Below are 11,706 nucleotides of genomic sequence, written 5' to 3'. Positions count from 1 at the left end.
TGACGGAGGCCGGGGGCTCGACGGGTGCTTCGGGAGTTCAGACCGCCTTGCTGCTGACCCGGATGAACGTCGGGTTCGACTGCCAGATGCTGCGCTTGACGACGCCGACGCGCGGGTTGCCGGCGTCGATCTGCTTGCCGTTGCCGATGTAGATGGCCACGTGGCCGGGCGACCAGATCAGGTCGCCGGGCTTGGCGTTCTTGCGCGAGACCTTCTTGCCGACGTGCTTCTGCGCGGACGACGTGCGCGGCAGCTTCTTGCCGATCGCCTTCTTGTACACGTAGGAGGTGAAGCCGGAGCAGTCGAACGAGCTCGGACCGGTGGCGCCGGAGACGTAGCGGGCGCCGACCTTCGTCTTCGCGATCGCGACGACGGGCGAACCGGCGCGCTTCGCGGTCGCGGTGACGGCGGACGTGCCGACCTTGCGGAGCTTCGAGCTGCTCGGCAGGACGAAGATCTGCATCTTGTTCTTGCCGACCTTGTGCATCGACCAGTTCGGGTTGAAGGTCGCCTTGCCCTTGTGCAGCGTGCGGGTGGAGACCGACTTCCCGTTGACGAGGAGCTTGGCCTTCCCGGCCACGGCCTTGCCGGACCGGGTGGCGGTCACGGTGTAGGTCGGGCGCTTCGAGGCGCTCATGTGCTTGACGACGGTCTTCTTCCGGGCGACCTTGAGCGTGACGGTCGACTTGTAACCCTTGGCGGCCTGCACGGCCACCGAGCCGAGGTTCGCGGAACCGACGTTCGCGGAGGTGGCGCCGGTGGCGGCGGACGCGTGGGGGGCGACGGCGACGAGGCCGCCACCCGTGAGGGCGCCGGCGACGGCGAGGGCGATGATCGCCCGGCGGGGCCGGCGAGCGGCCGCGGCGGCGGTGCCGGGGCGCGCGGAGGCAGGGGACGTGGACATGGGGCGTGACCTCCAGCCTGCGAGATGAGCTGTCGGGTGAGGCCGAGATCGTTGGCCCGCCACCAGAGGTGGCTGAACCCCAAGGCCGGGAGCGTCCGGGCGGTGTGCCCGGGCGGCCGGCCGGAAGTGGGTCTCCCGCTGCTGCCGTGAGGTTCGTGGTCACCGGGACGCCGGCAGCACTCGGCTGCGTCCCGGTCGGCCGGCACCCGTGGCAGGTGCGGTCGAGGGACGCTAACCCCGCGGACCCTTCGAGGTCACGTTCCGATAACAGGCCCCGCGTGTCGCTGGCGCGGGGGGCGGTGGGCATCCGTGCTGGACGAGTCCGGTCAACCCGGAGCGAACCGGACGTGGTCGCGTGATACCGGATGTGACCAAGATCACTGTAAGAATCCACCCCTGGGGGGATATCGGAGACGTCGATCGTCCTCAGGCCAGCAGGTCGACCGTCCCGGGAGTCTCCGACACGGCGACGCACAGTCCCGTGCGGTCGCCGGCCGCCCAGCCGGCCTCCGACGGGGTGAGGACGACGAAGGTCAGCCCCTCCGCGTCGCGGCCCGCGGCGCCCAGCAGCCCGGGGCCGCAGTCGGCGGACGCCTTGCGCACCAGCGCGTCGTGACCGGGCCACACGGCACCGGCCGCGGAGTCCGTGCGCCCCACCACCTGCGCCTCGTGCTCGCCCGCGCACGGCACGACGGTCACCCGGCCGACGTCGCCGGGCGGCAGGTGCCGCAGGCAGGACCCGAGCACGAGCTGCGCCGCGTTCACCTCGCGCGCCCCGGTCACCGCGGCCGGCACGGGCGCGGTCGCCCGGTCGCGTGCCGTCATGACCCCGATCGCGACGGCGCCGCCGACGACGGCGAGCGCCACCACCGCCACGGCCGCGCGACGCACGCCGCGGCGCGCCCGGGCCGAGGCGCCGCCTTCGGCCCGGGGCCGTGCGCCGTCGCGGGGCGGGGGCGCGCCGTCGTCGCCCGTGCCCGGCAGGCCCAGGCCGGTGAGGCCGTCCGCGGGCAGCACGCCCGCCGGCGTCGGCGCGGCGAAGACCGGCTCAGCGGGGGTCGGCGCGGCGTCGGGTGCCGGGTCGGGTGCAGGGTCCTGCGCGCGGTCGTGCGGGTTCGGGTCCTGGGTCACGACGTGCTCCGTGCGCGTCAGGCCGGGTCGGCGAGGTCGAGGATCACCGGGACGTGGTCGCTGGCGCCCTTGCCCTTGCGCTCGTCACGGTCGATGGCGACGCCGGTGACGCGCTCGCGCACTGCGGGGGAGACGTAGGCGAAGTCGATGCGCAGACCCTTGTTCCGGGGGAACGCGAGCTGCTGGTAGTCCCAGTACGTGTAGGTGTGCTCGGCGGGCAGGTGCTCGCGCGTCACCTCGGTGTAGCCGGCGGTCGCGAACGCCGTGAAGGCCTCCCGCTCGGCGGGGGTCACGTGGGTGTGGCCCTCGAACGCGGCCGGGTCGTAGACGTCCGTGTCGAGCGGGATGACGTTCCAGTCGCCGACCAGCGCGACCGGGATGCGGGGATCGGCGGCGAGCCAGCCGGACGCGGCGTCGCGCAGCGCGCCCAGCCACGCCAGCTTGTACGCGTAGTGCGGGTCGCCGATCGCGCGGCCGTGCGGCACGTACAGGGACCAGACGCGCACGCCGCCGCAGGTGGCGCCGAGGGCGCGCGCCTCGATCGGCGGCGGCACGTCGAGCAGGGTGGCCGGTGCCTCGTCGGGCGTCGGGTCCGGGGCCTCGTCGGGTGCGCCGGCCGGTGCGGCGTCGGCGGCCGCGGCGGGCTTGGCGAACCCCGGCTGGCCCGGGAAGGACGTCTCGACGTCGGTGATCCCGACCCGGGACGCGATGGCGACGCCGTTCCACGCCGAGTGCCCGGTGTGCGCCACCTGGTAGCCGGCGGCCTCGAACGCCGCGTGGGGGAACTGCTCGTCGCGGCACTTGGTCTCCTGGATGGCGAGCACGTCCGTGCCCGAGCGCTCCAGGAAGGCGATCACCCGGTCGACGCGGGCACGGACGGAGTTGACGTTCCAGGTCGCGAGGCGCACGGGCGCCAGGCTACCGGCGGTCGCCGACGCCCTCGGGAGCTCATTCCCACGTCGCGGTGTCGGGGTCGACGCCGTGCGTGCGGGCACCGGCGTCGATGACCGCGCGCAGCCACGCCGTCAGGCCGGGGCGGCGTCGGTCGTGCTGGGCGGTGAAGTCGGGGTCGGCGGCGTACATGCGCCCGATGACGACGTGCATCGAGGGTGTGACGTCGAAGTAGGCGCCGAGCGACGCACGATGGCGCTCGGCCAGGGCGTCGGCCTCGGCACTGCCGGGCGCGACGCCGCGGCCGAACGCGTCCGCGAGGTCGTCGAGGACGGCGTCGGCCTCGGCGGCGACCTCCCGCCACTCCTCGGGGGTGCGCTCGGCCGACCGCTCCGCGAACTGGGCCCACTGGTCGGTGTCGCCCCAGCGTGCGCGGGCCCCGGCCGCCCACGACGGCTGCCAGTCGGCGCCGAACAGGGCGACCTGCTCCTCGGGGGACAGCAGGACGCCGCGCTCGCGCGCCTCGACCAGCCGGCCGAGGGCGTCGGCCGCACGCTCCAGCCGGCACAGCCGCTCTCGCACGAGGTCGCGCTGGCGGCGCAGGGACGCGTCCGCGCCCTGCGGGGAGTCGAGCAGCGCGCCGATCTCGTCGAGCGGCACGCCGAGCTCGCGGTACAGGACGACGCGGTGCGCGCGCGTGAGGTCCGACGCCGTGTACAACCGGTATCCCGCGGCCGTGCGCGCCGACGGGCGGACCAGGCCGACGGCGTCCCAGTGGTGCAGCGTCCGGACCGTGACGCCCGCGGCCCGCGCCGCGGCGCCGACGGTGAGGCGGGTCGTCATGGCGACCAGTCTGCCCGCCGCGTCAGCCCTCGGCGCCGAAACCCAGCTCGTCGCGCACGGTCTGCGCCTCCGGGCCCGCCGGGTCCCACGGGCGGGTGGCGGTCATGACGACGCGCGTCCGCTCGGGGGTCACGACCTCCAGGTCGAGGGTGCCCCACGGCTGCAGCCGAGGGCCGCTCGCCGACCCGGGCGCGACGCGCTCGCACGCGGCCGCGATCTCGTCGATCTCGCCCTGCACGCACGAGAAGCTCACGCTCAGGGGGCCGGCCTCGGCGGCGGGCGTCGCGGGCACGAGCAGCACGTCCTGGAACGCCCACCGGCGCAGGTGCACCACCGTGCCGGGGGCGGCGAAGAGCTCGAAGAAGCCGAGGCCGCGCACCCAGAAGTCGGTGGAGGCCTCGAGGTCGGCGGTCGGGACGTTGACGAACATCGGCATGCCGTAGATGCCGCGGAACTGTTCCGGCGGCTGCACGCCGGGGCCGGGACGCGGCACGGGGCCGATGCTGAACGCGGGGAAGAACGCGGGGAAGGTGGTGTCGGTCATGCGGCCAGCGTGGGCCCTCACGTCGCGTGAGGGTCAACCCCGCCGCGTCCGCCCTCTAGGCTGCCCCCATGGGTACCGCGCTCGTCACCGGCGCCACCGCCGGCCTCGGTCTGGAGTTCGTCTGGCAGCTCGCCACGGCGCGACACGACATGGTCGTCGTCGCGCGTGACGCCGACCGCCTGGAGCAGGTCGCCGCGCAGGTGCGCGCGGCGGCGGGCGTGCGGGTGGAGGTGCTGCCGGCGGACCTGTCCGTCAAGCAGGACCTGGAGCGGGTCGCGGCGCGGCTCGCCGTCACCGGCGACGAGGAGGGCGACGACCGGCGCCCGGTGGGCCTGCTCGTCAACAACGCCGGGTTCGCGACGGCGCAGTCCTTCGTGCGCGGCGACCTCGCCGTCGAGCTCTCCGCCCTGGACGTCATGGTCCGGGCGGTGCTCGTGCTCTCGCACGCGGCCGCCGGGCAGATGACGGGCCGCGGGCGCGGCGCCATCCTCAACGTGGGCTCGATCGCCGCGCTGACCGCCGGCGGCACCTACGCCGCGGCGAAGGCGTACGTCCGGTCGTTCACGGAGGGCCTGGCCGTCGAGCTCAAGGGCACCGGCGTCACCGCCACGGTGGTGAGCCCCGGGTTCGTGCGTACCGAGTTCCACGACCGGGCGGGCGTGGACATGTCCACGATCCCGGACGCCGGCTGGCTCGACGCCCCGACCGTCGTCTCCGAGGCGCTCGCGGACGTGCGGCGCGGCGTCGTCCTCTCGACGCCGTCGGTCCGCTACAAGGCGGCCGCGGCCCTGCTGCGCCTGGCCCCGCGCGCCGCGGTCCGTGCCGTCGGCAAGTACCGCTGACCACGGCCTGCACCGAGGCTGGGCGAGATCCGGCCGCCTGCCCCACGATGGAGATGTGATCGGGGGGCAAGCACCTGCGACGGACACCGGGGACGGTCGGAGCGCCCTCCCCGGCGGCGACGCGCTGGACTACCGCGACCTCTTCGACGCGCTGGCCGTGCCGAAGATCGTGCTGGACCCCGACCTCGTCGTGCTCGACGCCAACCGCTCGTACACCGAGCTGCTCGGCATGCCGGTGGACGCGCTGGTCGGGCGCACGCTGGCCGACGCCCTGGCGCAGGTGCCGGGCGGCCCTCCGCCCGTGCCCCATGCCATGGACGCCATCGCCCGGTGCCTGCGCACGGGCATGCCCGAGGTCGTCGAGCCGACCCGGTGGGACCTGCCCGACCCACGCACGGGCGAGACGGGACCGCGGTACTGGATGCTCCTCGCGCTGCCGGTCACGCGTGCGGGCGACGCCGCCGTCCGTGCCGTCGTGGTCCGGGTGGAGGAGGTCGACGCGGCCGACGTCGAGGGCACCGACGGCTACGCCACACCGGAGCGCTTGTCGTGGCACAGCACGGTGGCGCGCATGCGGGCGAACGCCGCCGCCGAGCGCGACGCGGCAGTCACCCTGCAGTCCTCGGTGCTCATCCCGCCGCCGGAGGTCCCCGGCCTCGCCGTGGACGTCCGGTACCAGCCGGCCAACCGGATCACGCGGGTGGGCGGCGACTGGTACGACGTCGTGCTCCGGGAGTCGGGTCGGGCGGTGCTCGTCGTGGGCGACGTGGCGGGGCACGACGTCGACGCGGCGGCCACGATGTCGCACCTCAAGGGCGTGCTGCGCACCGTCGCGGTCGAGGACGACGCGGGCCCTGCCGCGATCCTCGACCGGGCCGAGCGCGCCGCCGCCGTGCTGCGCATCGAGGCGTTCGCGGCGATCACGGTCGCCGTCGTCGAGCCGCCCGCGCCCGACGGGTCGCGGCGCGTCACCTGGGCCCGCGCCGGGTCCCTGCCGCCGCTGGTGCGGCGTGCCGACCTCGGCGCCGAGCTCCACGGCGAGCGTCCTGGCCGGCTGTTCGGGCTGCGGCTGCCCGAGGCGCGGCCGGAGTCGACCCTCGTGCTGGCACCCGGCGCGTCGCTGCTGCTGTTCACGGACGGCCTCGTCGAGCGGCGGGGCGAGCCGCTGGTGGACTCCCTGGAGCACCTGCGTGAGGACGTGGAACAGGTGGTGGACGCGCGGCTCGAGCGGCTGGCCGACTGCGTGCTGGCGCGGAGCACGCCGATCCGGGGTGCCGACGACGTGGCGGTGGTCGCGCTCCAGGTGGACGGCGCCCCCGCGGTCGGGCCCGAGGCCGTCGGTACGATGACCGGGTGACCTCCTCGGATACCGCCTTCGGCCCCACGCCCCGCGAGCAGCTGCGCGACCTCATCACCGAGCTCGCCGTCGTGCACGGCAAGGTGACGCTGTCCTCCGGCAAGGAGGCCGACTACTACGTCGACCTGCGCCGCATCACGCTGCACCACCGCGCCGCCCCGCTGGTGGGCCACGTGCTGCTCGACCACCTCGAGGAGGTCGGCCTCGGCACGGCGGAGGTGGACGCCGTCGGCGGCCTGACGCTCGGCGCCGACCCGATCGCGGACGCCCTGCTGCACGCCGCGGCGTCGCGCGGGCAGGACCTCGACGCGTTCGTCGTCCGCAAGGCGGCGAAGGCGCACGGCATGCAGCGGCAGATCGAGGGTCCCGAGGTCGCGGGCCGCAAGGTCGTGGTCCTCGAGGACACGACGACGACCGGCGGGTCGCCCATCACGGCGATCGAGGCGCTGCGCGCCGCGGGGGCCGAGGTGCTCGGCTGCGCCACGATCGTCGACCGCGCCACCGGCGCCGGCGAGAAGATCGAGGCCCTCGGCGTGCCCTACCACTACCTCTACGACCTGGCCGACCTGGGCCTCGCGTGAGCGGACCTGCCGCGCGACGGCCGAGCCCGGCGCTCCTGGTCGCGCCGATGGTGGTCGTGGTCGCGGCGGTCGTGCTCGCGGCGCTCGGGGTGTTCGACCTGTGGGTCGCTTACGTCCTCGTGCCCGTGGCCGCCGTCGTCGGCGGGCTGGGTTACCTGCGCGCCCAGCGCCGCTTCGTCGTGCGGCGGGGCGAGGACGTCGACCGGCTCGTCGCGGCCGGGCGGTGGACGGCGTACGGCGGCGCCGGGCAGCCCGACGTGCCACGCGACGTGCGGTCGTTCCCGAAGCGCGAGCCGCTCGCGAGCGACGTCGGGCACACGATCGGCGAGGTGCTGCGCAGCCGGGTGGACGGTCGAGACCTGTGGACCCTCGAGCTGGGCGTGCAGCGCCGCTCCGCCGGCACGATCACCGAGACCGGCGCCCGGGAGTCCGGCCCGGCGACGCTGACCGACCCGTACCACCTGGTCGTCACGCGTCTCGACCGCGCGCACGGCACGGTGGAGGTCTCCGCCGCGGGCCTCGCCGACGCGCTGCGGGCCGACGTCGAGGTCGGCGTGCCGGACTTCGACCGCGCGTTCCGCGTGAGCTCCGAGAGCGAGCGCACCGCCCGCGCGTGGCTCGGCGACGGCGGCGGCGCGGACCTCGCCCGCCAGGGCGTGGACGCGCTGCACGGCGGCCGGCTGCGGCTCGACGGCGACACCCTGCTGTGGTGGCGCAAGGGCCACCAGGACCTGGACGTCGTCGACGACGTCGCCCGCCTCGTCGCGCGGGCCGCGGCGTTCGTGCCGCGCTGACGGCCGACGTCTAGTCGCGTCGGCGGCCGAGCAGGAAGCCGCCGCCCAGGCCGACGAGCAGCGCACCTGCGCCGACGAGCGCCGGGCCGAACCAGTAGAGCCCGTTGCCAGGGACGAACACGGTCCCGGACAGCGGGGCATAGGCGAACCACCCGGACCCGGCCCGGGGCAGCTCGATACGGATTCCGACGAGGAGTAGGACGACACCCACGACGAGCGTCGTCACCACGAGGAACCGTGCCCGGCGCGTCATACCCGGCCGATGAGGTCCGCGATGGAGTCCACGACGTGCGACGGCCGGAACGGGTACGTGTCGACCTCGGCCGCCGAGGTGGAGCCGGTCATGACCAGGAAGGTCTCGAGCCCCGCCTCGATACCGGCGACGACGTCGGTGTCCATGCGGTCGCCGATCATCGCCGTCACCTCGGAGTGGGCGTCGATGCGGTTGAGGGCGGAGCGGAACATCATCGGGTTCGGCTTGCCCACGTAGTACGGCGAGCGGCCGGTGGCGGCCTGGATCATCGCGGCGACCGCGCCCGTGGCGGGCAGCGGGCCCTCGGCCGACGGCCCGGTGGTGTCCGGGTTGGTGGCGATGAAGCGGGCGCCGTCGCGAACGAGGCGGATCGCCTTGGTGATGGCCGTGAACGAGTAGGTGCGGGTCTCGCCGAGCACCACGTAGTCCGGGTTCGACTCGGTGAGCGTGTACCCCGCCTCGTAGAGGGCGGTGGTGAGGCCGGCCTCGCCGATCACGTACGCCGAGCCGTTGGGGATCTGGTCGGTGAGGAACTGCCCGGTGGCCAGCGCGGACGTCCAGATCGCCTCCTCCGGCACGTCGATGCCCGACGTCGCGAGGCGGGCGCGCAGGTCGCGCGGCGTGAAGATCGAGTTGTTCGTGAGCACGAGGAACGGCCGCTCCGCGTCGCGCAGCGCGCGGATGAACTCCGGCGCCCCGGGGATGGCCTGCCCCTCGTGCACGAGGACACCGTCCATGTCGGTCAGCCAGCACTCGATCCGTCGTTCGCTCACGCGCCAACCCTAGTGCGCGGGCCGCGCGTGTGCGTGGGCGTCCGCGTGCGTCGGCCAGGATGGGCGCATGACGACGATCGTGGTGGTGGGCGGGACCGGTCAGGCGGGCCGGGCCGTCGTGCGCGAGGCCGGGGCGCGGGGGCACGACGTGCGCGTGGTGTCGCGGCGGCGCCCGGAGGACGTCGCGGAGCTCGGCGGGGCGGCGCACCACGCGGTGGACCTGCTCGCGGACGACGACGCGGCCGTGATCGCGGCGCTGACCGCCGCGTTCGACGGCGCCGACGCCGTGGTGGACACCAGCAACGGCATGACGCCCGGCGCGCAGGCCGTGTTCACGACCGGTGCGCGGCGGGTCGCGGAGGCGGCCGGCCGCGCGGGCGTGGGCCGTGCGGTCGTGCTGTCGATCGCGGCGGTGGACCAGAGCGAGTACCCCTACTACCGCGCGCACGCCGAGCAGGAGCGCGTGTACGCGGCCGGGCCCGCGCCGGTGACGGTCGTGCGGGCCACCCAGTTCCACGGGTTCCTCGACCTCTTCTTCGGCCGCGGCAGCCGCCTCGGCGCCTGGTCGCGGCTCGGGCTGCTGCCGTACCCGCGAGGCTGCCGCTTCCAGACGATCGACCTGCGCGACGTCGCCCGCGCGCTCGTGGACGCGGCCGAGGGCGAGGACCCGCTCGGGGTCGGGCCCGCCACGGGCCCCTCGGGCGCGCCGACCGCCACCGTCGGCGGGCCGCAGGTGCTCGACGCGCGGGCGATGGCGGACGCGTGGCGGCGGGCCCGCGGCTCCCGCCGGCTGCCGGCGGGGGTGCCGCTGCCCGGGCCGCTCGGGGACTTCCTGCGCGCCGGGCGCAACCTCGTGCCGGACGCCGCGGCGGGCACGACCACCTACGACCAGTGGCTGGCCGGGCGGTGACCGGGACCGGGCGCGAGCCCGAGCGCGAGATCGAGCGCGAGGTCGGCGTCGGCCCGTGGCCGGGCGGCCCGTCCGCGTGGCCCCGCCGCGCGGACGGTGCGCCGGATCCTCGCTACGACCCCGAGCTGCTGGAGCACGGCGACCGCCGCAACGTCGTCGACCGCTACCGGTACTGGACCGTCGAGGCCGTCCTCGCCGACCTCGACGCCCGCCGCCCCGACGGCCGGGAGCTGCACGTCGCCATCGAGAACTGGGCGCACGACCTCAACATCGGCTCCCTGGTGCGCACGGCCAACGCGTTCAACGCGGCCGGGGTGCACGTCGTCGGCCGACGGCGGTGGAACCGGCGCGGCGCGATGGTCACCGACCGCTACCTGCACACCCACCACCACCCGGACGCGGCGGCGCTCGCCGCCTGGGCGGCGTCGGAGGACGGCGGGGCCGGCCTGCCCGTGATCGGCATCGACAACGTGCCCGGGTCGGTGCCGCTGGAGGCCTCCGACCTGCCCGCCCGCTGCGTGCTGCTGTTCGGCCAGGAGTCCACCGGCCTGACGCCGGAGGCGCAGGCGGTGTGCGCCGACGTCCTGCACATCACCCAGCACGGCTCCACGAGGTCCCTCAACGCGGGCGCCGCGGGCGCGATCGCGATGCACGCCTGGGCGTCGCGGTGGCTCCCTCCGTCTCACGGAGCCGACGGCATGTGACTCTCATGACCCGGACGTGAGAAAATCCGGTTGCATGCGGGTCGCACGGCGCCCGTCGCGACGAAGCATCCCGCTGCATCCTCGTACGCCCCGTCATTGGAGTACCGCAGATGCCTATCGCAACCCCCGAGGTCTACGCCGAGATGATCGACCGGGCGAAGGCCGGCAAGTTCGCCTACCCCGCCGTCAACATCACCTCGTCGCAGACCGTGACCGCCGCTCTCCAGGGCTTCGCCGAGGCCGAGTCGGACGGCATCATCCAGGTCTCCGTGGGCGGCGCCGAGTACGCGTCTGGCTCCACCGTGAAGGACCGCGTCGTCGGCTCGCTGGCCCTCGCGGCCTACGCCACCGAGGTCGCGAAGAACTACTCGGTGAACATCGCGATCCACACCGACCACTGCGTCAAGAAGAACCTCGACTCCTGGGTGCGTCCGCTGCTCGCCCTCGAGGCGGAGCAGGTGAAGGCCGGCAAGAACCCGACCTTCCAGTCGCACATGTTCGACGGCTCGGACATCCCCCTGGACGAGAACCTCGTCATCGCCGCCGAGCTGCTCGAGCTCTCGCAGGCCGCGCGCACCATCCTCGAGATCGAGGTCGGCGTCGTGGGCGGCGAGGAGGACGGCCACGAGGCCGAGATCAACGAGAAGCTCTACACGACGGCCGAGGACGGCCTCGCCACCGTGCGCGCCCTCGGCGCCGGCGAGAAGGGTCGCTACCTCACGGCCCTCACCTTCGGCAACGTGCACGGCGTGTACAAGCCGGGCGCCGTGAAGCTGCGCCCGTCGATCCTCGCGGACATCCAGAAGGCCGTCGGCTCGGAGATCGGCAAGGAGAACCCGTTCGACCTCGTGTTCCACGGCGGTTCGGGCTCCACGGCCGAGGAGATCTCCGAGGCGGTCGACAACGGTGTCATCAAGATGAACATCGACACCGACACGCAGTACGCGTTCTCGCGTCCCGTCGCGGACCACTTCTTCCGCAACTACGACGGCGTCCTCAAGGTGGACGGCGAGGTCGGCAACAAGAAGGCCTACGACCCGCGCGCCTGGGGCAAGCAGGCCGAGGCCGGCATGGCCGCCCGCATCGTCGAGGCCGCGCAGCAGCTGCGCTCCGCCGGCCACAAGATGTGACCTGCCACCTCACGCCGAGGTAGTTCGAAGGGCGGCCCGCACCTGGTGC

14 protein-coding genes are annotated in these 11,706 nt (G+C 74.6%); 7 read left to right on the top strand and 7 right to left on the bottom strand.

Annotated elements, in window-relative coordinates:
• Positions 1-37 precede the first annotated feature (37 nt).
• The 5 genes from ACFQ80_RS21745 to ACFQ80_RS21725 all read right to left on the bottom strand — a co-directional run bounded on the left by ACFQ80_RS21745 (position 38) and on the right by ACFQ80_RS21725 (position 4,313).
• Positions 38-904, bottom strand: a complete 867-nt coding sequence (locus ACFQ80_RS21745; protein WP_430551694.1) for a C40 family peptidase — start codon at positions 902-904, stop codon at positions 38-40.
• Positions 905-1,330: 426 nt separating this feature from the next.
• Complete coding sequence (locus ACFQ80_RS21740) at positions 1,331-2,035, bottom strand: septum formation family protein (RefSeq protein ID WP_430565106.1); 705 nt, start codon at positions 2,033-2,035, stop codon at positions 1,331-1,333.
• A 17-nt stretch (positions 2,036-2,052) separates the two neighbouring features.
• Positions 2,053-2,943 carry an exodeoxyribonuclease III gene (locus tag ACFQ80_RS21735; RefSeq protein ID WP_430565105.1) on the bottom strand — a complete coding sequence of 297 codons (891 nt, stop codon included), beginning with the start codon at positions 2,941-2,943 and terminating at the stop codon, positions 2,053-2,055.
• Positions 2,944-2,983: 40 nt separating this feature from the next.
• Positions 2,984-3,769 carry a MerR family transcriptional regulator gene (locus tag ACFQ80_RS21730; RefSeq protein ID WP_430565104.1) on the bottom strand — a complete coding sequence of 262 codons (786 nt, stop codon included), beginning with the start codon at positions 3,767-3,769 and terminating at the stop codon, positions 2,984-2,986.
• Between the two features lie 22 nt (positions 3,770-3,791).
• Positions 3,792-4,313, bottom strand: a complete 522-nt coding sequence (locus tag ACFQ80_RS21725) for a VOC family protein (RefSeq protein WP_430565103.1) — start codon at positions 4,311-4,313, stop codon at positions 3,792-3,794.
• A 68-nt stretch (positions 4,314-4,381) separates the two neighbouring features.
• On the opposite strand from ACFQ80_RS21725, the gene ACFQ80_RS21720 reads away from it, so the two are divergent.
• From ACFQ80_RS21720 to ACFQ80_RS21705, 4 genes are read left to right on the top strand one after another with little or no spacing between them, the layout of a single operon-like run.
• A complete protein-coding gene (locus ACFQ80_RS21720) occupies positions 4,382-5,155 on the top strand; it encodes an SDR family NAD(P)-dependent oxidoreductase (RefSeq protein WP_430565102.1) in 774 nt (257 codons plus the stop codon).
• 55 nt (positions 5,156-5,210) lie between these two features.
• Positions 5,211-6,512, top strand: a complete 1,302-nt coding sequence (locus ACFQ80_RS21715) for a SpoIIE family protein phosphatase (RefSeq protein ID WP_430565101.1) — start codon at positions 5,211-5,213, stop codon at positions 6,510-6,512.
• Positions 6,509-7,093: an orotate phosphoribosyltransferase gene (gene pyrE, locus ACFQ80_RS21710; protein WP_430551701.1), complete on the top strand. Its 585-nt coding sequence runs from the start codon at positions 6,509-6,511 to the stop codon at positions 7,091-7,093. Before ACFQ80_RS21715 ends, pyrE begins: the two co-directional genes overlap by 4 nt.
• Entirely contained in the window at positions 7,090-7,887 is a 798-nt protein-coding gene (locus tag ACFQ80_RS21705; RefSeq protein WP_430565100.1) for a hypothetical protein, read from the top strand. The genes pyrE and ACFQ80_RS21705 overlap by 4 nt, the downstream gene beginning before the upstream one ends.
• Before the next feature lie 10 nt (positions 7,888-7,897).
• On the opposite strand, the gene ACFQ80_RS21700 is transcribed toward ACFQ80_RS21705, so the two are convergent.
• Complete coding sequence (locus tag ACFQ80_RS21700; RefSeq protein WP_430565099.1) at positions 7,898-8,113, bottom strand: hypothetical protein; 216 nt, start codon at positions 8,111-8,113, stop codon at positions 7,898-7,900.
• 23 nt (positions 8,114-8,136) lie between these two features.
• Positions 8,137-8,877, bottom strand: a complete 741-nt coding sequence (locus tag ACFQ80_RS21695) for an HAD-IIA family hydrolase (protein ID WP_429735840.1) — start codon at positions 8,875-8,877, stop codon at positions 8,137-8,139.
• 103 nt (positions 8,878-8,980) lie between these two features.
• Between ACFQ80_RS21695 and ACFQ80_RS21690 the strand changes: the two genes are divergently transcribed.
• The 3 genes from ACFQ80_RS21690 to fbaA all read left to right on the top strand — a co-directional run bounded on the left by ACFQ80_RS21690 (position 8,981) and on the right by fbaA (position 11,657).
• A complete protein-coding gene (locus ACFQ80_RS21690; RefSeq protein WP_430565098.1) occupies positions 8,981-9,823 on the top strand; it encodes an SDR family oxidoreductase in 843 nt (280 codons plus the stop codon).
• Positions 9,820-10,527, top strand: coding sequence for a TrmH family RNA methyltransferase (locus tag ACFQ80_RS21685; RefSeq protein ID WP_430565097.1), 708 nt, complete (start codon positions 9,820-9,822; stop codon positions 10,525-10,527). Before ACFQ80_RS21690 ends, ACFQ80_RS21685 begins: the two co-directional genes overlap by 4 nt.
• A 110-nt stretch (positions 10,528-10,637) precedes the next feature.
• Positions 10,638-11,657, top strand: a complete 1,020-nt coding sequence (fbaA, locus tag ACFQ80_RS21680) for a class II fructose-bisphosphate aldolase (protein WP_429766120.1) — start codon at positions 10,638-10,640, stop codon at positions 11,655-11,657.
• Positions 11,658-11,706 lie beyond the last annotated feature (49 nt).

It is taken from the genome of Isoptericola sp. NPDC056578 (assembly GCF_042793275.1).
In the GTDB taxonomy this organism is placed as follows: domain Bacteria; phylum Actinomycetota; class Actinomycetes; order Actinomycetales; family Cellulomonadaceae; genus Isoptericola.
The sequence above is the reverse complement of the archived record's forward strand: the minus strand, read 5'-3'. Positions and strand labels throughout refer to the sequence as shown.